This window comes from Sphingomonas sp. J315 (assembly GCF_024666595.1).
In the GTDB taxonomy this organism is placed as follows: Bacteria; Pseudomonadota; Alphaproteobacteria; order Sphingomonadales; family Sphingomonadaceae; genus Sphingomonas.
On sequence record NZ_CP088296.1, the window covers coordinates 760,508 to 782,605 of the forward strand.

The following is a 22,098-nucleotide window of genomic DNA, read 5'->3' on the forward strand; positions in this document are numbered from 1 at the left end:
GCGGCTGTGGGTTTTGAGTCCCGCAGCGTATCTTTAGCCCCTCCCGCTTGCGGGAGGGGTTAGAAGAAAAATGTCTTCAAGCCGCGCGCGCTTCCTCGATGATCGGCACCAAAGCGCCCAAAAACTGCGCCGCGCTTGCCTCCCAGGTGAAGCTGCGGCCATAGGCAGCGCACGCATCGCGATCGCGGGTCAGCGCTTCGCCGATCGCCACATCCAGATCATCCGCCATCGCCCCCGTCTCCGGCGTCAGGATATCCACCGGTCCGGTCACCGGATAGCCCGCCACCGGCGTCCCGCACGCCAGCGCCTCGATCATCACCAGTCCGAACGTGTCGGTCTTGCTCGGGAACACGAACACATCCGCCGCGCGATAGGCCTGCGCCAGTTCCTCGCCGAACATCGGGCCAAGGAATTTCGCATCGGGATATTTCGCCGCCAGCGCCGCGCGCGCCGGGCCATCGCCGACCACCACCTTGGTCCCCGGATGGCCTGAGGCGAGAAACGCCTCCAGATTCTTCTCGACGGCGACCCGTCCGACATAAAGCTGCACAGGCCCCGGCAGGTCCGCCATCGCCGGGTGCTTCGTCACCCCCGGGTGGAAATTGGCAAGGTCGACGCCCCGCCCCCAGTGCCGAATTTGAGTCAGGCCATGGTCGACCAGCGCTTGCCGGATCGACGCAGTCGATGCGAGAATCGACTGGGCGGGCGCATGGAACCAGCGGATATAGCGCCACACCCACTCCGCCGGCACGCCCGATCGCGCCTCGACATAGTCGGGGAATTGCGTGTGATAGGCGGTGGTGAACGGGAAATCATGCCGCAGGCACCAGCGGCGCGCGGCGACACACACCGGCCCCTCTGTCGCCAGATGCACCGCATGTGGCGAAAATTCGTCGAGCAGGTCGCCGATCGTCCGGCTGCGCACCATCGCCAACCGGATTTCGGGATAGGTCGGGCACGGCACCGAGTAGAAGAGGTCGGGGGAAATCACCCGCACCTGATGTCCCTGCGCCTCCAGCACCCGCTTCACCGACTGCAGCGTCCGGACGACACCGTTCACCTGTGGCTCCCAGGCGTCGGTCACGATCGCGATCCGCATTTCCTCGTCGCTCAAGCCGCTGCGCGCTCCTCGACCCTCTCCGAGCCGAGGTCACGCGCTGCGATCTCGTCGGCCCAATGGAGAATTTCCATCCGGCCATCGTAATGTTCGACCAGAGCGGTGCAACCCTCCACCCAATCGCCGTCATTATAATATTCGATGCCGTCAATCGTCCGCATCTCGGCCGTGTGGATATGCCCAGCAATCACGCCATCGACACCGCGCGCGGCGGCTTCCTTGGCGACGATCTCCTCGAAGCCGCAGATGAACTCGACCGCGTTCTTCACCTTCTGCTTGGCGTGCTTGCTCAGCGACCAATAGGGCAGGCCGCGCCAGCGCCGGTATTTGTTGCACCAGCGGTTGAGCGCCATCACCGCCGTATAGGCGGCGTCGCCGACATGCGCGAGCCAGCGGTGGCTCAGCGTGATTGCGTCGAACTCGTCGCCATGCAGCACCAGCAGTCGGCGACCATCGGCGGTCTGGTGGATCGCCTGGCGCTTGATCTCGACGCCGCCAAAGCTCAGCCCACTGAACTGGCGGAAAATCTCGTCATGGTTGCCGGGGATGTAGATCACCCGGGCGCCGCGCTTGGCGCGCTTCAGGATGCGCCACACGATGTCGTTATGCGCCGCGGGCCAGTAAAATTTCTTCTTCAGCTGCCACCCGTCGATGATGTCGCCGACCAGGTAGATGGTGTCGCTGTCGACATGATCCAGAAAGTCGATCAGCATCTCGGCGTTGCAGCCGCGCGTGCCGAGATGGATGTCGCTGATCCAGATCGTCCGATAGCTGCGGCGCTCGGTGACGGTCTTTTCCGGAATCACCGGATCGGTACCGGTAAAGTCGGCGAAGTCCGCGACATGCGTATCGAACGGAAGTCGTGTGATCGTGGCCATGTGCGCGCCCCGTGCAATGCCCTTGCCCGGCCCGCCTATGGCGATGGAATGTTACAGCTCGAATCGTGTGTGCGTCACCGATCTGTCATGCGGTGATCGGGATATACCCCTTCAACCCTTCGACCCGCGCGATCCACGCACGCACCGCAGGGAACGGCTCCAGGACGAACCCGCCCTCCTCGGCGACATGCGTATATGCATAGAGGCAGATATCGGCGACGCTCGGTGCATCGCCCACGAACCACGCGCGTGACGCCAGATGCTCGTCCATCAGCTTGAGCGCGGCGACGCCCGCCGCACGCTTGCCCGGCAACAGCGCGCGCTGAAGGTCGTCGAGATTCCCTTCCCCGACCCAGCCCATCCAGAACCGCACCGTCGCGATGTTCGGCTCGTGATTATACTGTTCCCAGAACATCCAGCGCAGCATGTCCGCGCGATCGAACGGGTCGCTCGGCACCAGCGCTGTCCCGTCGGCAAGGTAGAAGGTCGCGGCATTGCTCTCGGGCAGGAACCGCTCGCCCAGCTGCAGCACGGGGATGCCCATTGGCGTTGACGTTGGCGAGGAACGCCGGCGTCCGCGTCTCCCCGCAATGATGTCATAGCTGCGCCGCTCGATCGCGGTGCCGGTCAGCGCGGCGGCCAGGCGGATCTTGTAGCAATTCCCCGACGGGGCATATTCATGCAGGATCGGCGTCATCGTCCGTTCCCCCGATTTCGTTCCCTCGCCCAGCGCGACATTCCCCGCCGCCGCCGCACCCTTGACCAGCCCGTCGAGCGAGCCGCCATCAAAGCCCAGCTCCTTCATCAGCCCGTCGAGCATCGGTGCCTGCGCACGATAGCGCAGCGCCGCGGCGACCGCCGAATCGGCAAGGTTCCCGTCCCCGCCGCCGCTCGCCGCGCCCGCACCGCCAGTACCGCCCGACGTGAGCCCGTCGACCTGGACGATCTTGATGCTGTCGATCGCTTCCATCGGCTTGGCCGCCTCGCGGATCACCTCGGGCAGCACCTTGAGCAGCGCTAGCTTGGTCTGGAGCGAGATCTGGTCGGACGACAACAGGTTCGCAGCCTCGTTGATCGCACGCTGGCCCGCCGCCTCGACCTCGAACCGCACCCGGTCCGCCTCGGCGCGCAGCTTCGCCGCTTCGGCCTCACCCTCCGCAACCAGCCGCGCCGCCTCGGCGCGGTCCGCCGCCGCCTGCTTCTCCGCCTCCGCCTCGACCTTGACGCCGATCGCCGCACGCTCCGCCTCACGCGCCGCGTCGATCAGTTCGATCCGCTTGGTACGCTCGGCGATCTCGGCCTCGCGCGCGGTCGCGACCTGTTCCTCGGCGACCACTGCCGCCGCGCGCGCCTTGTCGGCCTCGGCTCGCGACTGGCTTTCCTCGCGGCTCTTGTTCTGCACCGCGATCTGCTGTTCCTGCCGCGCCAGTTCCAGCGCCTGGGTCTGGGCGATCTGCGCTTCCTTGACCGCGCGGTCGGCCTCGATCTGCGAGCTGTCGATCTGCTTCTTCGCCTCGATCCGCGCCTGATCCGCCTCGCGGGTGCGCAGCGCCTGCTCCTGCGCCACTTCGGACGCCTGCGCCGCGCGCTTCAGTTCGATCTCGCGCTCCTGCTCCAGCCGCGCGAATTCGGTGTCGCGCCCGATCAGGAAGGACTGGCGCTCGGCCTCGAGGTTTTTGGTCTCGATCTGGACGCGGGTATCCTGCTCGATGTCGTTGCGCGCCTTTTTGCGCAGCTCGATCTGCTCGGTCAGCTTGGTCAGACCCTCGGCGTCGAACGCATTGTTGGCGTTGAAATGCTCGATGCTGGTCTGGTCGAGCCCGGTCAGCGAGACCGATTCCAGCTCGAGCCCGTTCATCGCCAGATCGGCGGACGAGACCTGCTGCACCTTCTGGACGAATTCGGCGCGCTGCTCGTGCAGCTGGTTCATCGTCATCCCCGCCGCGACCGAGCGCAACGCATCGACGAACTTGCCCTCGACCAGCTCTTTCAGCGCGTCGGGGTTCATCGTCCGCATGCCCAGCGTCTGCGCCGCAGTGGCGATCGACTGGCTGTCGGGCTTCACGCGAACATAGAATTCCGCCTTCACGTCGATCCGCAGCCGGTCGAGCGTGATCAGCGCATCGGCATTCTTGCGCTCGACCGCGAGCCGCACGGTGTTCATGTTGACCGGCATCGTCTCATGGAACACCGGCAGCACCAGCGCGCCGCCGTTGATCACCACCTTCTCGCCGCCAAAGCCGGTACGGACGAAGCCGATCTCCTTCGACGCGCGCTTGTACAGCCGCGCGATCACCAACCCGATGATCAACAGCGTCAGCAGCCCGCCGCCCGCATAGATCAGATAGGGGAGGATCGACCCGCCCGCCGTGGCTACTTCCTGCATGCACTAAACCCCCAGTCTCGGCAGATGATGATCGCCATATGCGATCGCACGAAAGACATCGCCCTCGCGCCGCACCAGCAGCACGCGCTCGCCTTCTTCGAAAACCTGTCCCGCATTGTCGGGCTCGACCATCAGGTAGTGCGCCTGGCCGTGCCAGTCCTCGACCCGCGCGCGCGCCGGCGATCCGGTGGTGGCGCGCCCTGTCAGAATCTGCGCCTGGCTCCCGACCAGATCGTCCACATCGATCGCAGTCGTATGGTCCTGCGGCAGGATCGGCCCGAGCAGCCGCGCCGACAGCCCGGTCATGGGCAGCGCCAGCACCACGGCACCCGGCACCGCGATCCAGCCGGGCAGGAGGACGCCGAACAGGTCGCGCGCCAGTTGCTGCCCGATCAGCCCGATCAGTCCGAAACTCGCCAGCAGCAACACGATGACGACCAGCAACGGCACCCGCCCGAACCCCAGCCAGTCGAGCCAGTCGGGCGCGTCGATATCGGCGTCTCCGGCCAGCCCCAACGCCTGCACGAACCCGAGCAGCAGCATCAGGACGAGCGCCGAAACGAAGACGATATTCTCCGGCGCTGACAGAAAGGCGAACACGTCGAAACCCCCGATTCGTTCGCCAGTCTAGGGGGTTGGTAACAGCCCCGCCACCATTTCCGGCTGCGCTCAGACGGTCAGCACGATCTTCCCGATATGCGCCCCGTTCTCCATCCGCCGATGCGCCTCGGCGGCTTCGGCGAGCGGGTAGGTGCGGTCGATCACCGGCCTCAGCCGCCCCTCGGCAACGAACGGCCACACCGCGCGCGACAGTTCGTCGGCAACCAGCGTCTTGAACGCGGTATCGCGCGCACGCAGCGTCGATCCGGTCAGCGTCAGGCGGCGGCGCATGATCTCGAACACCGGCACGGTGGCCATCGCGCCGCCCTGCACCGCGATCGATACATGGCGCCCGTCATCGGCCATGCACTTCATGTTGCGCGCGACATAGTCGCCGCCGACCATGTCGAGCACGACATTGACCCCGCGCCCCTCGGTCAGATCCTTGACCTGCGCCACGAAATCCTCGGTCTTGTAGTTGATCGCATGATCCGCGCCGTGGGCCAGGCAAGCCGCGACCTTGTCGTCACTGCCCGCAGTCACGATAACCCTGACCCCGAACAGATTGCACAGCGAAATCGCCATCGTGCCGATCCCGCTGGTGCCGCCATGGACCAGCACCGTATCACCCTCGCTCGCGTAGCCGCGTTCGAACAGATTGGTCCACACGGTGAACAGGGTTTCGGGAATCGCCGCCGCCTCGACCATCGAAAGCCCCTCCGGCACCGACAGGCACTGGCCGAGCGGCGCGACGGCATATTCGGCGTATCCGCCCCCGGCGATCAGCGCGCACATCGGCTGGCCGATCATCTCGACCGGCAGGTCCGCGCCCACCGCGACCACCTCGCCCGCGACCTCCAGCCCGGGAATGCTGGTGACGCCCGGCGGCGGCGGATAGGCGCCCTGCCGCTGGATCACGTCCGGCCGGTTGACCCCGGCGGCGGCGACGCGGATCAGCACCTCGTCGGCGCGCGGTACCGGCACGGGGCGTTCAACCGGCACCAGCACCTCCGGCCCGCCAGGCGCAGCAGGATCGATCGCGATCATCCGGTCGGGCAGGCTGGTCATGCATATCCCCCTAGAACTACGCCTGAATCGGGGCCGCGCCCCGTGACGTCAAGGCCGCAGTTGCGCTTTGTGCATTAGCGGGACCGGCCCCTCCCCCACCCGGCCACGCAACTTTAATAGCCTGCGTGGAGGAGTGGGCCGGTGCCGCTTGACATCAACAGACTCGCGTCCGACCTTGCCCTGCATGGACTCGGACGATCTTCCCCGCCGCAAGGACGATCCCGCCGCCCAGCTCGCGCGCCAGGACCTCGATCCGTTTTCGGTGACTGAGCTGGAGGAGCGCATCGCGCTGCTCGAAGCCGAAATCGCGCGATGCCGTAATATTATTCAACGCGCCGTTAACCATCGTGCAAGCGCGGATGCCTTATTCAAACGATGAGTGGAGCACCAAACCCCGGGCGTCACGCTATAAGACTCTTGGGGGCTGGTGCGGCGCTTGATGCACGGTGCGAGGCTCCCGACATAGGGACCGCACGGGCCGCGTATCCCTCCTTCGGCCCGACTGGAGTGACCTGAATGCCTAGTTTCGCTTCCGCCCTCGAATCGACCCTTCACCGCGCGCTCGAAGCCGCCAGCTCGCGTCGCCACGAATATGCGACGCTGGAGCATCTGCTGCTGGCACTGGTGGATGATGAACATGCGTCCAAGGTGATGGGCGCGTGCGGTGTCGATCTGGGCGAGCTCAAGACCACCGTGGCCCATTATCTCGATACCGAGCTTCAGGCGCTGCGCGTCGACCAGACCACCGACCCCTCGCCGACCAGCGGTTTCCAGCGCGTCGTCCAGCGCGCGATCCTGCACGTCCAGTCGTCCGGCCGCGACGAGGTGACCGGCGCGAACGTGCTCGTCGCGTTGTTCAGCGAGCGTGAGAGCTACGCCGTCTATTTTCTGCAGCAGCAGGATATGAGCCGCCTCGATGCGGTCAGCTACATCAGCCACGGCGTCGGCAAGGGATCGACCCCGGTCGAATCCGCCCCTCCCAAGGGCGCGGAAGAGGACAAGAGCCAGAAGAGCGACGGCAAGAAGGGCGAGAGCGCGCTCAAGCAGTTCACCGTCAACCTCAATGAAAAGGCCATGACCGGCAAGATCGATCCCCTGATCGGCCGCGGTCCGGAGGTCGACCGCACCGTCCAGATCCTGTGCCGCCGCAGCAAGAACAACCCGCTCTATGTCGGTGATCCCGGCGTCGGCAAAACCGCGATCGCAGAGGGCCTGGCGCGCAAGATCATTGAGGGCGACGTGCCCGACGTGCTCAAGGAAGCCGTGATCTACTCGCTCGACATGGGCGCGCTGCTGGCCGGCACCCGCTATCGCGGCGATTTCGAAGAGCGGCTGAAGCAGGTCGTCAACGAGCTCGAAAAGCTCCCCCATGCGGTGCTGTTCATCGATGAAATCCACACCGTGATCGGCGCGGGCGCCACCAGCGGCGGCGCGATGGACGCGTCGAACCTGCTCAAGCCGGCCTTGTCGGGCGGCACGATCCGCTGCATCGGGTCGACCACCTACAAGGAATTCCGCAATCACTTCGAAAAGGACCGTGCGCTGCTGCGCCGGTTCCAGAAGATCGACGTCAACGAACCGACGATCGAGGATACGATCAAGATCCTCGCCGGCCTTCGCTCGGCGTTCGAGGAGCATCACTCGGTCAAATACACCCCCGACGCGATCAAGTCGGCGGTCGAGCTGTCGAGCCGCTACATCAACGACCGCAAGCTGCCCGACAAGGCGATCGACGTGATCGACGAGGTCGGCGCGATGCAGATGCTGGTGCCGCCGTCCAAGCGCAAGAAGACGATCACCCCCAAGGAGATCGAACAGGTCATCGCGACCATGGCGCGCATCCCGGCAAAGACCGTGTCGAGCGACGACACCAAGGTGCTGGCGAACATCGAAACCGACCTCAAGCGCGTCGTGTTCGGGCAGGACAAGGCGATCGAAGTGCTGTCGTCGGCGATCAAGCTCAGCCGCGCCGGCCTGCGCGATCCCGAAAAGCCGATCGGCAACTATCTGTTCAGCGGTCCGACCGGCGTCGGCAAGACCGAGGTGACCAAGCAGCTCGCTGAACTGCTCGGCATCCCGCTGCAGCGCTTCGACATGTCCGAATATATGGAGCGCCACAGCGTCAGCCGCCTGATCGGCGCGCCTCCGGGCTATGTCGGTTACGATCAGGGCGGCCTGCTGACCGATGCGATCGACCAGAACCCGCATTGCGTGCTGCTGCTCGACGAGGTGGAGAAGGCGCATCCTGACCTGTTCAACATCCTGTTGCAGGTGATGGATAATGGCCGCCTGACCGACCACCACGGCAAGACGGTCGATTTCCGCAACGTCATCCTGATCATGACGACCAATGCCGGCGCGTCCGACATGGCGCGGGAGTCGATCGGGTTCGGTGAAATCAGCCGCGACGACGTGCAGGAAGACGCGGTGAAGAAGCTCTTCACCCCCGAATTCCGCAACCGTCTCGATGCGATCGTGCCGTTCGACTATCTCCCGACCAAGGTGGTCGAGCGCGTGGTGGAAAAGTTCATCCTCCAGCTCGAACTCCAGCTCGCCGACCGCAACGTCCATATCAGCCTGGACGATGAGGCAAAGGCGTGGCTCACCGAGCGCGGCTACGACAAGCTCTACGGCGCTCGTCCGATGGGTCGGCTGATCCAGGAAAAGATCAAGCAGCCGCTGGCCGAGGAACTGCTGTTCGGCAAGCTCGTCCATGGCGGCGAGGTCGAGGTGAAGCTGAAGGACGGCGCGCTGACCTTCGCCATCACCCCGGCAGCGCCAAAGGGGTCGAAGAAGGGCGGCGGCAAGAAGGCCGCTCCGGCCAAGGCGAAGTAACCCGCGTCACACGCGAACAACGAAGCCGCCCCGGTGAAAACCGGGGCGGCTTTCGTTTGGGAAGGAATGACGCGAGGGTCTTCTTCTTGTCCTTCTCGCTCCCCCAATCGTCAGTTCGGGCGGCTTTCCCAACCGACAAACCCAAGCTTGATACGGTTGCGCTGCGCCCAGCCGACCAAGCAGCTAATCCGAGCATCTGTAAGGTTGTCAGCATCGGGGTGCTTGCGACCGATAGCGAACGAGCCATCAGCGCCAACCTCCCAAACGATCTCATCGGGATTAATGTCGCAAGCCATCATAGCCTGGCGTGCATCGTCCTCGGTTGTGCGCCTGCGCGGCAGGAGCATCGAAAGGATGAAGGGCAGCTTCATTGGGGTGAGATGCCCTGCCTGCGGTACGTCCGCAACGGAGTCGCGACCCGATGGTCAGCCCAGCACCCCCTCAGTGCCGCACCACAATCACCGTCACCCCCGCCGGCGGCGGCGGCGCGTACCAGCTCGCCGGTCGCGAACAGCGGTCCCGGCACGCCCGCAACTGCGCCGCGCGTTCCTCGGCCAGTCGCCGCCACGCCCGCGCCTTGCGGATCATCCGGTCGACCTGCCATTCGGTGCTTTCCCATGCCCCGTCGCGGCACCGCCGGTCGCTCCCGCAAATACGTCTGACCGCATGGTCGATCCGCGCGGCGAGAATATCGATCCCCGCATCGGTCGACAGGTCCAGCCCCGCCGCCGGAACCGCGATCCGCTGCGTCTCGTACCGGTCGCCCGCACGTGCCGGGGCGGTCAGGATCATCGCTGCCGCCAGTGCGGCCATCAGGTGCATCGGTGTCATCACACGCCTCACTGTCCGCTATCCTAGCGCAACCTGCGCCCGCCGTTAACCAGCACGACGCACCCTCCGTCCCGGCATCGGACAGGCATCGCATGGACTTGCGGTGCGCAAACGACGCCGTGCCGGGCGATTCAAGCGGTTGATGTTAACCACTTCTTCGCCTTCCGCGGCCTAATCCGGGATCATGACACGGGGGATCGCAACGCTGATCGCACTGGCAGTCGCGTTCGCCGCGATCTTCGCCTCCCCTGCGGATGCCCGCCCACCGGGCTGGAGCGCGGGGACGACCGGTCGCCCTCTCGCCACCTGCATCCGCCGCGCCGCGCCCGGCGACGATTTCCGCACCATCGCCCGCGACCTTGCCGGGTTCGACTGCGTCACGCCGCAGAAGCAACTGGGCAGCGGCGACTATTGGGTCATCTCCGAACACGTCGGCGAACGCTCGCGCTCGCGCCGTCCGCTCAACGTGCGGATGCTCAGCCTGTGGCAGGGCCAGACCACGCTGCACATTCTCTACAAGGACGGTCGCGTCGAAACCGCGTCGGATGACCCGGTCGGCCTCACCAAACGCATTCAGCTCGGCGCGATCGTCGAATACCCCATCCCCCGCCTGCGCGCGCCCGTCGACCGGCTGTTGTGGAAGGTGGAGGGTGCGAGCAACATGAACGGCGTGGTGCGCAATGTCCGCATTGCGACCCAGGCCGAAAGCAGCCGCGCGAACCTGTTCATGGCCGCGCTCTATGCCGCGTTCGGCGGACTGTGCATCGCGCTGCTGACCTATAATCTCGCTTTGTGGGCGACGCTGCGCTACCGGTTCCAGCTCGCCTATGCGGTGATGGTCGCGACGCTGATGGGCTATGCCTTCACCTCGTCGGGCGCGCTCGCCTGGCTGATGCCGGACATTGCCAACACGACGCGACTGCGGATCAACTATCTGCTGCTCACGCTCGCGGCGACGTCCTTGCTGTGGTTCGCGCGCACCTTTTTCGAGGAGCATGTCTTCGGCCCGCGGCTGCGCATGTTCATGCGGATCAGCATGGCCGCACTGCTGGCGGTGGGCATCGGCTTCGCGATCTTCGCGCCGCTCGCGCCGACGCTGCTCAGCACCATCTACAATTGGGTGTTCGCCGCGATGATCCTCCCGATCCTCGCGGTCGTGGCGTCCGCCTGGCGCAACCGTTCCAACTTCCTGTGGCTGTTCGGCATCGCGTGGGCGGCACCGATCGTCGCGGGGTGCCTGCGCGTCCTCAATAGCCTTGGCGTGGTACCGTGGAGCTTCTGGCTCGACAATTCGACGCTGGTTTCGATGGCGGCGGAAGCGTTGCTGTCGTCGATCGCCATCGCCTATCGCATCCGCCTGCTCAGCCGCGAGCGTGACGCGGCGGTAGCGGCGGAGACGGTCGCACGCCGCCTTGCCGATCTCGATCCGCTCACCGGACTGCTCAACCGTCGTTCGTTCCTGAGCCATGCCATCGGGCGCAAGGGGCCACAGACGTTGCTGATCCTCGACCTCGACCGGTTCAAGCAGGTCAACGACACGATCGGCCATGACGGCGGCGACGAAGTGCTGCGCGTGGTCGCCCGTACCTTGCGCGCGCTCGCGCCCGAGGACGGACTGACCGCACGGATCGGGGGCGAGGAATTCGCGCTGTTGTGCGACGCCGTCCACCCGGTGGAGGCGGAGACTATGCTTGCCCGGCTGCGCGCGACGCGGATGCCCTTTGACCTGCGCGTCACCGCCAGCATCGGCACCGCCCAGGGTCCGATCGCCGACGAAAGGCAGTGGAAGTCGCTCTATCGCGCCGCCGACCGTGCGCTGTTCGACGCCAAGGCCGCCGGTCGCGACCGCGTCAAGACCGCGCCGATCGCGGCCTGACCTCGCCGAATTCAGCTTTCGTTCAGCGTCTGCTTCTCCTAATGCGCGCCCATCGGGAGGGCATGATGGACCAGTTGAACAAGCGCAGACTAGCAATTGTCGCCGGTGCCGCCGCCCTGCTCGTCACCACTGCGGCGGTGCGCCCCAGCGCCGAGTTCGAGATCCTGACGCACGAGATCACCGACAAGACGCCGCGCAAGTTCCAGGCTGCCGTCGATACCGGCGTGCTTGCCGTCTCGGTTCTCTACACCTGGACCGAACGCGCCGTCCTGCGCTGACTTGCCTTCCGCCGGGCTTTGCTTACACTCGTGTAAATGAGCGATCCCGAGCACGCCTGGCGCACTAACTACCGTCATCCCGGTCCGTGGGACCAGCCGATGCCGCCGCTCTCGATGGTCGATGCGTTCGAGGAATCGGCGCGGCGCAAGGGCAATGCGCCGCTGCTCGACTTTCTCGGTCGTCACTACAGCTTTGCCGAAACGCTCGACGGCGCCAACCGCGTCGCTTGCGGCCTCAAGGCGCTGGGCTATGGCCCGGGCGACCGCATCGGCCTGTTCCTGCCCAACGTGCCCCATTACGTCGCGGCCTATTACGGCATCCTCAAGCTCGGCGCGACGGTGGTCAATTTCTCGCCGCTCTACAGCGTCGATGAACTGGCTGCGCAGGTCGCCGACAGCGGCACCCGCCTGCTGTTTACGCTCAGCGCCACCGCCCTGCTCCCGACCGCGCTCAAGGTGCTCGACAAGAGCGGCCTCGAACGCCTCGTCGTCGGTTCGGTCGCGGGCGCGCTCCCCGCAACCAAGTCGATCCTCTACCGCCTGTTCAAGGGCAAGGAGGTCGCGGCCAAGCCCAACGACCCGCGCATCACCGCCTTTTCGCAACTGATCGCCAATGACGGCGCGTGCGTCGCGGCACCGATCGATCCGCAAACCCATCTCGCGCTGATCCAGTACACCGGCGGCACCACCGGCGTGCCCAAGGGCGCGATGCTGACCCATCAGAACCTGTCCGCCAATGCCCGTCAGGTCGCCCGGCTCGACCCCGATCTCGGCACCAGCCATGACAAGGTGCTCGGCGTCCTCCCCTTCTTCCACGTCTTCGCCAACACCTGCGTCCTCAACCGCACCGTGCTGACCGGCGGCGAGATCGTGATGCTCCCCCGCTTCGACGCGGCCCAGGCACTCGCCGCGATCAACCGAACCAAGCCGACCGCGCTCCCCGGCGTGCCGACGATGTTCCAGGCGCTGATCGACCACCCGCATTCCAAATCGACCGACTGGTCGAGCCTGCTCTACTGCATCTCCGGCGGCGCCCCCTGCCCGCCGAGCTCAAGAAACGGTTCGAGGCCGAAACCGGCGCCACGCTGATCGAGGGCTATGGCCTGTCCGAAAGCTCGGGCGTCGTCTCCGCCAACCCCTATCGCGGCGAAGGCAAGTCCGGCACCATCGGCCAGCCGATCGTCGCCACCCGCGTGCGTCTGGTGGACAAGGAAGACCCCTCACGTGACGCGCCTCCGGGTGAACCGGGCGAGATCGTCCTCGCCGGCCCCCAGATCATGGCCGGATATTGGGACCGCCCGGAGACCGACGACACCACCTTCTGCCACGACGCCGCCGGCACGCGCTGGCTGCGCACCGGCGATGTCGGCCAGATCGACGAGGACGGCTTCATCCGCATCGTCGACCGGCTCAAGGACATGATCTCGGTCGGCGGGTTTAAGGTCTTCCCGAAACATGTCGAGGAAGTCCTCTACCGCCACCCCGCGATCAAGGAGGCGCTGGTCGTCGGCATGCCCGACCCCCGCATGGGCGAAGTCCCCCGCGCCTATGTCGCGCTGAACGAGGATGCCGACCCGGTAACCGGCGAGGCGTTGCGTGCATGGCTCAACCCCCAGGTCGGCAAGCACGAGCGCGTGGATGCGGTGGTGGTGCGCGAGAAGCTGCCCAAGACGATGATCGGGAAGTTGAGCCGCAAGGATCTGCTGCTGGAGATTGCAGCGGAGGCGGCGGCTTCTTAGGCTCTCCCCCTTCTTCTTAAGCCCCTCCCGCCTTCGCGGGAGGGGTTGGGGAGGGTCTTCTTCTTGAGTAGGTCAATGAGCTGCTAACTAAGCTTCCGTGAGCGACCTTTGTTCGTCCACGTCGCCGATTAGGCAGAGGAGTGCGGCCTGCGCACGCTTGGCAGCCTCGACCACTTCAGCCCAAGCGGGGTCTGCCAGAATAGCGTCATGGTCATAATCGTTAGTCGGACTGTGATAGGCGTCGACGATCTGGTGGAACTCAGCCACTGCCGCAGCCTCCATAAGGCTGATCAGATTCTCTTTGACGGCCCAGTCGTAGCCCCTGTCTGACAAACAGAGGTTGTCAAAATAGCAGCACATATACTCGACGAATGAATAATGCGGGTTAGTGTTCGTTCGGTCGAGCCACCGTCGGTGCTGCGCCTCGCCGTCAGCAAATTCTTGGATGCTGCCGAGCCATTGCATCCGCCAGTTTCTGCGCGGTTCTCGGTTGTCGTTCATGCGGCCCTGATAGCATGAACCATGCAGATGTCCTGAGCGCTCTTCTTAGCCCCTCCCCTTCAGGGGAGGGGCTAAGAAGCCCGCATCTCAGCCTTCAAATTCATAAACTCATGCAGCCCCCACGGCCCCAGCTCGCGGCCATGGCCGGACAGCTTGACCCCGCCGAACGGCGCACCCGGCACCGACGCCAGCATCTGGTTCACCGCGGTCATTCCCGCCGCGATATCGCGCACCAGCCGCGCCTGCTCGTCGGCATCGTTGCTCCACACGCTCGACCCCAGCCCATAGGGCACATCGTTCGCCAGCCGGATCGCGTCGTCCAGCGACTCCGCGCGGAACAACATCGCGACCGGCCCGAAAATCTCCTCCTTCGCAAACTCCGCCTCCTGATCGACCTCGGTCAGCACGCCCGCCCGCATCCACGCGCCGTCCCGCTCGATCTTCTCGCCGCCATGCCGCACCGCGCCCGCCGCGACCGCCCGCTCCAGCTGCTCCAGCACCGTGTCGCGCTGCTCCACGCTCGACAGCGGCCCCATCTCGACCCCGTCCTCCATCGGATCGCCGATCTTCACCGCATCCATCGCCGCGACGAACTTCTCGGCGAACGCATCATAAACGTCAGCATGCACGATCATCCGCTTGGCACAGATACAGCTTTGCCCGGCATTCTGGATCCGCGCCTTCACCGCGGTCTTCACCGCCGCGTCCAGATCAGCCGAGGGCATGACGACGAACGGGTCCGACCCGCCCAGCTCCAGCACCACCTTCTTGAGCGCGCGCCCGGCGGCTTCGGCGACCTTGGCCCCCGCCCCCTCGCTCCCGGTCAGCGTCACCGCGACCACGCGCTTGTCGGCGATGATCCGCGACACCTTGTCCGACTTCACGGCCAAATTCTGGAACAGCCCGTCCGGCGCGCCAGCCGCCTGGACCATCTGCTGGATCAGCGCCGCGCACCCCTGGGTCAGCGACGCATGCTTCAACAACCCGACATTCCCCGCCAGGATCGTCGGCGCCAGCCAGCGCACCACCTGCCAGTATGGAAAATTCCACGGCATGATCGCGAGGATCGGCCCGAGCGGCAGCCAGTGCGTCACCGCCCGCCCGGTCGGCAGTGCGACTTCCTCGCCCTTCAGAAAATCCGCCCCATGCTCGGCATAGTAGCGGAACCCCGCGACGCACTTTTCCACCTCGGCAACCGCCGACGCCAGCGTTTTGCCCATCTCCCGCGTCGCGGTTTCGGCGAGATGGTCCTTCCCCGCCTCGAACCGGTCCGCAATCGCACTCAGCAATGCGGTCCGCTGCTCCACCGGACTCACCCGCCACGACGCAAACGCCGCATCCGCCCGCACCAGCGCCGCCTCGACGCCATCGCCGTCCAGTTCTTCGAAGCTCTCGCCCTTCTCGCCCGTCGCCGGATTGATGCTGGTAAACATGCGCGCTCCTCGAGATCATTAATCCTCCCCCGCCAGGGGGAGGTGGCGCCGAAGGCGACGGAGGGGGAGGATGGCAATGTCCCCAACCTCATGCCGCTCCGCTTCCTCCCCCTCCGTCACGCTACGCGTGCCACCTCCCCCTTGCGGGGGAGGATCAGGAGGCTCGACCCATTCTACAGTCGCAACGCCAATCGCGGGAGGTTGAATTGGTTCCGCCGCCATCGCATAGCGTCAGCATGACCGACCAGCCCGACATCGCCGCCCTGTCCTTCGAGGACGCCCTTCGCGAGCTCGAGCGGATCGTCGGCCAGCTCGAAACCGGCGACGTGCCGCTCGATCAGGCGATCACCCTGTACGAACGCGGCGACGCGCTGCGCCGCCAGTGTCAGGCCCGGCTCGACGCGGCCCAGGCGCGGATCGAACAGGTGCGGGCCGACGCCAACGGCAACGTCACCGGCACCACCCCGTTCGCGGCGGGTTGAGCGCGATGGTGGCGGACGCCAGCCAGACCCTCGACGCAGCACTGCGTGACGTCGCGGCAGAGATCGACCGTCAGTTCGACCATCTCCTCGCCGTTCCCGCCGACCCGCGCGCCAAGCTCTATGAAGCGATGCGCCACGCCGCGATCGGCGGCGGCAAGCGGCTGCGACCGCTGCTCACCTTCGCGACGGCGCAGCTGTTCGCGGTCGACCGCCGCTGTACCGCGCGCGTTGCCACCGCGATCGAGGCGATCCATGTCTATTCGCTGATCCATGACGATCTGCCCGCGATGGACGATGACGATCTGCGCCGCGGCAAGCCGACGGTGCATCGTGCGTTTGATGAGGCGACCGCGATCCTCGCCGGCGATTGCCTCCACGCACTCGCGTTCGAAATCCTCGCCGATCCCGCCACCCATCCCGATCCGTTCGTCCGCGCCGAGCTGATCGCCGATCTGGCGCAGGCGTCCGGCCCATCGGGCATGGCGGGCGGACAGATGATGGATCTGGTCGCCGAAACCACCAGCTTCGACCTCGCCACCGTCACCCGCTGCCAGGCGCTCAAGACCGGCGCGCTGATCGCCTGTTCGGTCGAGGCGGGGGCGATCCTCGGTCGCTTGCCACCCGAAGGCCGCACCGGCCTGCGCGGCTATGCCCGCGACATCGGCCTCGCCTTCCAGATCGCCGACGACATCCTCGACGTCGAGGGCGATCAGGACGCGGTCGGCAAGCAGCTGCGCAAGGACGAAGCGGCGGGCAAGGAAACCTTCCTCTCGCTGCTCGGCATCGACCGCGCCCGCGAACAGGCGCGCATGCTGGTCGACCAGGCGATCGAACACCTCCACAGCTACGGCCCCGAAGCCGACCTCCTCCGCGCCATCGCCCGTTTCGTGCTCGAGCGGGATCGGTGAGTAACTCCCTAACCGTCACCCCAGCGAAAGCTGGGGTCTCCCGCCACAAGCGCCGCGCCTGCGGCACAAGATGCCAGCTTTCGCTGGCATGACGAGGTAGCGTTATGACCACCCGCACCGGCGTCTATCCCGGCACCTTCGATCCGATCACGCTCGGCCATATGGACATCATCCGGCGCGGCGCGAAGCTGGTCGACCGGCTCGTCATCGGCGTCACCACCAACCCGTCGAAAAACCCGATGTTCACGGTCGAGGAGCGGATGGAAATGGTCCGGCGCGAGGTCGCGGATCTCGACGGCGAAATCCATGTGGTCAGCTTCGATTCTGCTGCTGATGGACTTTGCCGAGCGTGAGGGCGCGAGCATGATCGTGCGCGGCCTGCGCGCCGTCGCCGATTTCGAGTACGAATATCAGATGGCGGGCATGAACCAGCAGCTCAACGCGGGGATCGAAACCGTCTTCCTGATGGCCGATGTCTCGCTCCAGCCGATCGCGTCGCGGCTGGTCAAGGAAATCGCCCTGTTCGGTGGCGAGATCCGCAAGTTCGTGCCGCCGACGGTTCGCGACGAAGTGGTCGCGCGCGTCGAGAGGATCGGCCGCAAGGGCAGCTGACACTTCTAAATCCTCCCCCGCCAGGGGGAGGTGGCGCCGAAGGCGACGGAGGGGGAGGACGGCTGCGTCCTCTCGACCGTTATGCATCCACCCTCTCCGTCACGCTTCGCCCCAGCGCCGAGGGGAGGATCAGGACGACCCGCAAAAACCGCTTTCCTACAAACCCCCAACCGGCATAGCCTCGAATCACGATGGTCGGACGCCGGGCATCCATGGGCCAAAGCTGACAGAATGAAGCGCGTTTCGCGTAACTTTGTCAGCTTTCGGGGCGGTTCAATCCTTGGCGGCGGGGTGCACCGCATTCACTTTGCCGCAAGCGGCGATTTGCTCTAAGCCGCTCCAGTTTTCTGAAATCCGGTGGGGATATCGATGCGTCTTGTTGCCTTGTGTGTTGCCCTGCTTGGCTCGCTGTTCGCGATGCCAGCTACCGCCCAGCATGTCCCGCCCCCGCCCGGCCGTGCTGTCCCACCCGCCACGACCGACAAGGAGAATCTGTGGATTCTCGACCTGTCGACCGGTGGCCGCGTCACCATCTGGCTGCGTCCCGATGTCGCGCCCAAGGCGGTCGAGCGGATCAAGGAGCTGACCCGCCGCAAATTCTATGACGGCCTGATCTTCCACCGCGTGATCGACGGCTTCATGGCGCAGGGCGGCGATCCCAAGGGCGACGGCACCGGCGGCAGCGACCTGCCCGACCTGCCCAAGGAGTTCAACTACCTCCCCCATGTGCGCGGCGCGGTCGCCGCGGCGCGCGCGGAGGATGAGAATAGCGCGAACAGCCAGTTCTTCATCATGCTGGTCCCGCGCCTTCAGCTCGACCAGAAATACACCGTGTTCGGTCGCGTGCTCGACGGCATGCAGTGGGTCGACGCGATCCCGCGCGGCGAGCCGCCGGCGAACCCCGCCCGCGTCGTCCGCGCCTACATCGCCGCCGACAATCCCCCGCCCTTCACCCCCGCTGCCCCTGCCCCGGTCGAGGCCCCGGCGGCACTCCCCGCAGGTCCGGGCCAGTGATGTCCATTCCTCCCCGGCGACGGGGAGGAATTCGAGTATCGCGATGAACGTCGACCTGTTCGATTTCGACCTGCCCGCCGAACGGATCGCACTCCGTCCGGCGAGCCCCCGCGATTCGGCGCAACTGCTGCTGCTCGACGGAGATCGCACCGAAGACCGGGTCGTCACCGACCTCCCCGACCTGCTCCGCGCCGGCGACATGCTGGTGTTCAACGACACCCGCGTCATCCCCGCCCAGCTCGAAGGGACGCGGGGCGCGGCGAAAATCGGCGCGACGCTGCACAAGCGCGAAGGGCCGCGCCACTGGATCGCGTTCATCCGCAATGCCAAGCGCCTGAAGGTCGGCGACAGCATCGACTTCGGCAACGCCGTCACCGCGACCGCCGAAGCGCGGCACGACGATGGCAGCTTCACCCTGTTCTTCCCCGGGAACGAGCCGGTCGAGCTGCTGCTGGAGCGCGCCGGTCGCATGCCGCTCCCGCCCTATATTGCCGCGAAGCGCCCGACCGACGCCCGCGACGCCGACGATTACCAGACGATGTTCGCCAGTGAACCCGGCGCCGTCGCCGCACCGACCGCGGCGCTGCACTTCACGCCTGGCCTGATGGCCGCACTCGACACCGCCGGGATCGGCCATACCACGCTGACCCTCCATGTCGGCGCGGGGACCTTCCTGCCGGTCAAGACCGACGACACCGCCGACCACAGGATGCACGCCGAATGGGGCCGCATCGACGCCGCCACGGCCGACCGGCTCAACGCCGTCCGCGCCGCTGGCGGCCGGGTGATCGCCGTCGGCACCACCAGCCTGCGCCTGATCGAAAGCGCGACCGACGACAGCGGCACCATTCGCCCGTTCGAAGACGACACCGCGATCTTCATCACCCCGGGCTACCGCTTCCGGGGCATCGACGGCCTTGTCACCAATTTCCACCTGCCGCGATCGACCCTGTTCATGCTGGTATCGGCACTGATGGGGCTGGACCGGATGCAGGCCGCCTATGCGCATGCCATTGCATCAGGCTATCGTTTCTACAGCTATGGCGACGCCAGCCTGTTGTTGCCGGAGGACCGCGCATGATCCCTGCCCTCGCCCTGATCCTCGCCGCGACCCAGACGACGCCCGCCGCACCACCGCCCCAGCCGGGAATGGCGACGCCGATCCCGCTGATGATCGCCGAGCCGGTCGCGATGGCCATCGCCGCGTTCGACGCCGACCAGGACGGCATCGTCACCCGCGCGGAGTTCGACACCGGGGTGCGCCGTAGCTTCGAGCTCAGCGCCAAGGACCAGCCCGCACTCGGCTATATCGCCTTTGGCGACTGGTCGGAGCGGTGGCTGGGCAATCGCAACGCCCTGCCCAGCCCGTTCGAAGTCGATGCCGATGGCGACAACCGCATCACCCTGACCGAGCTCCAGACGCGGTTCGATCTTTTCTTCACCCGCTTCGATGCCGACAAGGACGGGTCGCTGCGCCGCAGCGAATTGCTCACGGTGCGCGCCCTGCCCCAGCCGGGCCAGCGCCCTGCCGAGCAGCCCAATCGCCGGCAGCGCAATCGCTGAACTGATGTCCTAGCATCTCCTGCCGCACTGCGGCTAAGGTCAGCGCGATGCACGGCTCTCACCATCACCACGGCCCCGCCGGGCATAATCATTCAGGCCACGGCCATAGCCACGCGCCGAAGGACTTCGGTCGCGCCTTCGCGATCGGCACCGTTCTCAATCTCGGCTTCGTGCTGGTCGAGGGGCTGGCGGGGATCGCGACCGGATCGATGGCGCTGCTCGCCGATGCCGGGCACAATCTGTCCGACGTCGTTGGGCTGCTGATCGCCTGGGGTGGAGCATCGCTCGCCAAGCGCCCCGCGTCGCGCCGCTTCACTTATGGGTTGAGCAGTTCGACCATTCTCGGCGCGCTCGCCAATGCGGTGTTGCTGCTGTTCGCGGTCGGCGCGATTGCGCTGGAGGCGGTGCGGCGCTTCGGCGATCCTTCGCCCGTGCCAGGCGCGACGGTGATGATCGTCGCCGGGATCGGCATCGTCATCAATACCGCGACCGCCCTGCTGTTCATGCGCGGCAGCAAGGACGACCTCAACATCCGCGGTGCCTATCTCCACATGGCCGCCGATGCCGCAGTCTCCGCCGCCGTGGTGGTCGGCGGCGCGTTGATCCTGTTCACCGGCGCGAACTGGATCGACCCCGCGCTCAGCCTGCTGATCGTCGTCGTAATCCTGTGGAGCACTTGGGGGTTGCTGCGCGATTCGGTGGTGATGGCGCTGCACGCCGTCCCCCCGGGGATCGACGCCGAAAAGGTCGAGGAAAGTCTCGCCACACTGCCCGGCGTGGCGCGGGTCCACGATCTTCATATCTGGCCGATGAGCACGACCCAGGTGGCTCTGACCGCGCATCTCCAGATGCCCGGCGGCCATCCAGGCGACGCGTTTCTCCACGATGCCCAGCACCGACTGGCGCATGATTTCGGAATCAACCACGCGACGCTCCAGATCGAGATCGGCGATGGCGACCCGTGCCGCCTACATGGCGGCCACGGAGCCGGGCATGGCTGACCCGGCACAGCCGCTGCGGCTGGTCATCTTCGACTTCGACGGCACGCTGTCCGACAGCGGCGGCTGGTTCCTGTCGATCATCGACCATCTGTCGGATCGCTACAATTTCCGGCGCGTGCACCCCGACGAGATCGAGCCGCTGCGCAAGATGACGTCGCGCGACGTCATCAGCCATCTGCGCATTCCGCGCTGGAAACTGCCCTTCATCTCGCGCTACGTCCGCAAGCTGTTCGGGCGCAACACCGACAAGGTACATCTGTTCGCCGGCGTGACCGAGATGCTCGTCGCGATCGAGGCGATGGGCATCCCCCTCGCGCTCGTCACCTCCAACAGCGAGGCGAATGCCCGCGCCGTCCTCGGCCCCGAAAACGCGGCGCGATTCAGCTGGTGGGCGTGCGGCGCGTCGCTGTTCGGCAAGGCGCCCAAGTTCCGCAAGATTCTGCGCCAGAGCGGCGTTCCTGCGGCGCAGATCATGTCGCTCGGCGACGAAACGCGCGACATCGACGCGGCGCGAGAGGTCGGCATCCGCGCCGCCGCTGTGCTGTGGGGTTATGCCGAGCCCGAGGCGTTCGCCCACCTCAACCCCGACCTCGCCTTCGCGACGCCGGGCGATGTCGTGACCTATGTCGCTGCCTCAGCCGAGATGGACCGCCAGCCATAGGGTCGGGGCGTCGGGATCTGTCCGCGTCACCCAGTGCCGCGCGCCGCCCGGGATGAAGACATGATCGCCGGGTGCCAGCGCCACCTCGGTTTGTCCCTCGATCCGCAAGCCCGCAGCGCCGCGAAGCACCACCACCCATTCGTCGGCATCCTGCACGAACGGCGCGTCGGGCGGCGTCGCCTGCCCATGCGACACGATTCGCTCGATCCGCACCTCACCGCGCTCCAGCAGCGGGGTGAACACCTCCCCCGCCCGCGCGTCGGGCAACGGCGCGAACAGGTTTCCGCCGTGATCAGCCATTGCCATTCACCCCTC

The 22,098-nt window shown here is 66.1% G+C and carries 21 protein-coding genes and 3 pseudogenes; 13 read left to right on the top strand and 11 right to left on the bottom strand.

Annotated elements, in window-relative coordinates:
- Positions 1-76: 76 nt before the first annotated feature.
- From LRS08_RS04105 to LRS08_RS04130, 6 genes and pseudogenes are all read right to left on the bottom strand, one after another.
- Complete coding sequence (locus LRS08_RS04105) at positions 77-1,099, bottom strand: glycosyltransferase family 4 protein (RefSeq protein ID WP_257845500.1); 1,023 nt, start codon at positions 1,097-1,099, stop codon at positions 77-79.
- Between the two features lie 11 nt (positions 1,100-1,110).
- Positions 1,111-1,995 carry a UDP-2,3-diacylglucosamine diphosphatase gene (locus LRS08_RS04110; RefSeq protein ID WP_260481374.1) on the bottom strand — a complete coding sequence of 295 codons (885 nt, stop codon included), beginning with the start codon at positions 1,993-1,995 and terminating at the stop codon, positions 1,111-1,113.
- Positions 1,996-2,080: 85 nt separating this feature from the next.
- Positions 2,081-2,692, bottom strand: coding sequence for a glutathione S-transferase family protein (locus tag LRS08_RS04115; RefSeq protein ID WP_312026677.1), 612 nt, complete (start codon positions 2,690-2,692; stop codon positions 2,081-2,083).
- Between the two features lie 48 nt (positions 2,693-2,740).
- Positions 2,741-4,381 (bottom strand): annotated as a pseudogene (locus LRS08_RS04120) (flotillin family protein); the annotation flags it as partial.
- Between the two features lie 3 nt (positions 4,382-4,384).
- Positions 4,385-4,981, bottom strand: coding sequence for a YqiJ family protein (locus LRS08_RS04125; RefSeq protein ID WP_257844785.1), 597 nt, complete (start codon positions 4,979-4,981; stop codon positions 4,385-4,387).
- Positions 4,982-5,050: 69 nt separating this feature from the next.
- Positions 5,051-6,049, bottom strand: coding sequence for an NAD(P)H-quinone oxidoreductase (locus LRS08_RS04130; RefSeq protein ID WP_257844784.1), 999 nt, complete (start codon positions 6,047-6,049; stop codon positions 5,051-5,053).
- Positions 6,050-6,233: 184 nt separating this feature from the next.
- Here LRS08_RS04130 and LRS08_RS04135 point away from each other — a divergent pair, with 184 nt between their 5' ends.
- Together LRS08_RS04135 and clpA are read left to right on the top strand one after the other, a co-directional pair.
- A complete protein-coding gene (locus LRS08_RS04135; protein ID WP_257844783.1) occupies positions 6,234-6,428 on the top strand; it encodes a DUF1192 domain-containing protein in 195 nt (64 codons plus the stop codon).
- A 137-nt stretch (positions 6,429-6,565) separates the two neighbouring features.
- Complete coding sequence (clpA, locus tag LRS08_RS04140; protein ID WP_260481375.1) at positions 6,566-8,884, top strand: ATP-dependent Clp protease ATP-binding subunit ClpA; 2,319 nt, start codon at positions 6,566-6,568, stop codon at positions 8,882-8,884.
- 110 nt (positions 8,885-8,994) lie between these two features.
- Here clpA and LRS08_RS04145 read toward each other — a convergent pair whose 3' ends face one another.
- Together LRS08_RS04145 and LRS08_RS04150 are read right to left on the bottom strand one after the other, a co-directional pair.
- On the bottom strand, positions 8,995-9,255 hold the full coding sequence (locus LRS08_RS04145) for a hypothetical protein (protein ID WP_257844781.1): 261 nt from the start codon (positions 9,253-9,255) through the stop codon (positions 8,995-8,997).
- A 70-nt stretch (positions 9,256-9,325) separates the two neighbouring features.
- Positions 9,326-9,715 carry a UrcA family protein gene (locus tag LRS08_RS04150; RefSeq protein ID WP_257844780.1) on the bottom strand — a complete coding sequence of 130 codons (390 nt, stop codon included), beginning with the start codon at positions 9,713-9,715 and terminating at the stop codon, positions 9,326-9,328.
- Positions 9,716-9,899: 184 nt separating this feature from the next.
- Here LRS08_RS04150 and LRS08_RS04155 point away from each other — a divergent pair, with 184 nt between their 5' ends.
- From LRS08_RS04155 to LRS08_RS04165, 3 genes and pseudogenes are all read left to right on the top strand, one after another.
- The gene (locus LRS08_RS04155) at positions 9,900-11,591 is read left to right on the top strand and encodes a sensor domain-containing diguanylate cyclase (protein WP_260481376.1); all 1,692 of its coding nucleotides are present in this window, start codon (positions 9,900-9,902) and stop codon (positions 11,589-11,591) included.
- Between the two features lie 62 nt (positions 11,592-11,653).
- On the top strand, positions 11,654-11,869 hold the full coding sequence (locus LRS08_RS04160; RefSeq protein WP_260481377.1) for a hypothetical protein: 216 nt from the start codon (positions 11,654-11,656) through the stop codon (positions 11,867-11,869).
- 36 nt (positions 11,870-11,905) lie between these two features.
- Positions 11,906-13,608 (top strand): annotated as a pseudogene (locus LRS08_RS04165) (AMP-binding protein).
- A gap of 87 nt (positions 13,609-13,695) precedes the next feature.
- Here the strand turns inward: LRS08_RS04165 and LRS08_RS04170 are convergent.
- Both LRS08_RS04170 and LRS08_RS04175 read right to left on the bottom strand, forming a co-directional pair.
- On the bottom strand, positions 13,696-14,109 hold the full coding sequence (locus tag LRS08_RS04170; protein ID WP_257844776.1) for a hypothetical protein: 414 nt from the start codon (positions 14,107-14,109) through the stop codon (positions 13,696-13,698).
- Between the two features lie 71 nt (positions 14,110-14,180).
- Complete coding sequence (locus LRS08_RS04175; protein WP_257844775.1) at positions 14,181-15,542, bottom strand: NAD-dependent succinate-semialdehyde dehydrogenase; 1,362 nt, start codon at positions 15,540-15,542, stop codon at positions 14,181-14,183.
- A 236-nt stretch (positions 15,543-15,778) separates the two neighbouring features.
- Here LRS08_RS04175 and LRS08_RS04180 point away from each other — a divergent pair, with 236 nt between their 5' ends.
- The 8 genes and pseudogenes from LRS08_RS04180 to LRS08_RS04215 all read left to right on the top strand — a co-directional run bounded on the left by LRS08_RS04180 (position 15,779) and on the right by LRS08_RS04215 (position 21,783).
- Positions 15,779-16,024, top strand: coding sequence for an exodeoxyribonuclease VII small subunit (locus tag LRS08_RS04180; RefSeq protein WP_257844774.1), 246 nt, complete (start codon positions 15,779-15,781; stop codon positions 16,022-16,024).
- Between the two features lie 5 nt (positions 16,025-16,029).
- Positions 16,030-16,932 carry a polyprenyl synthetase family protein gene (locus LRS08_RS04185; RefSeq protein ID WP_257845499.1) on the top strand — a complete coding sequence of 301 codons (903 nt, stop codon included), beginning with the start codon at positions 16,030-16,032 and terminating at the stop codon, positions 16,930-16,932.
- A gap of 104 nt (positions 16,933-17,036) precedes the next feature.
- Positions 17,037-17,544, top strand: a pseudogene (gene coaD / locus LRS08_RS04190) (pantetheine-phosphate adenylyltransferase).
- Between the two features lie 369 nt (positions 17,545-17,913).
- A complete protein-coding gene (locus tag LRS08_RS04195; protein ID WP_374580904.1) occupies positions 17,914-18,558 on the top strand; it encodes a peptidylprolyl isomerase in 645 nt (214 codons plus the stop codon).
- Between the two features lie 43 nt (positions 18,559-18,601).
- A complete protein-coding gene (queA, locus tag LRS08_RS04200) occupies positions 18,602-19,639 on the top strand; it encodes a tRNA preQ1(34) S-adenosylmethionine ribosyltransferase-isomerase QueA (protein WP_257844771.1) in 1,038 nt (345 codons plus the stop codon).
- A complete protein-coding gene (locus tag LRS08_RS04205) occupies positions 19,636-20,121 on the top strand; it encodes an EF-hand domain-containing protein (RefSeq protein ID WP_257844770.1) in 486 nt (161 codons plus the stop codon). Before queA ends, LRS08_RS04205 begins: the two co-directional genes overlap by 4 nt.
- A gap of 47 nt (positions 20,122-20,168) precedes the next feature.
- Positions 20,169-21,122 carry a cation diffusion facilitator family transporter gene (locus LRS08_RS04210; RefSeq protein WP_257844769.1) on the top strand — a complete coding sequence of 318 codons (954 nt, stop codon included), beginning with the start codon at positions 20,169-20,171 and terminating at the stop codon, positions 21,120-21,122.
- Positions 21,115-21,783: an HAD hydrolase-like protein gene (locus LRS08_RS04215; protein WP_257844768.1), complete on the top strand. Its 669-nt coding sequence runs from the start codon at positions 21,115-21,117 to the stop codon at positions 21,781-21,783. Before LRS08_RS04210 ends, LRS08_RS04215 begins: the two co-directional genes overlap by 8 nt.
- Here the strand turns inward: LRS08_RS04215 and LRS08_RS04220 are convergent.
- Positions 21,757-22,083, bottom strand: coding sequence for a cupin domain-containing protein (locus LRS08_RS04220; protein WP_257844767.1), 327 nt, complete (start codon positions 22,081-22,083; stop codon positions 21,757-21,759). The two genes, LRS08_RS04215 and LRS08_RS04220, sit on opposite strands and share 27 nt — an antisense overlap.
- Between the last annotated feature and the right edge of the window lie 15 nt (positions 22,084-22,098).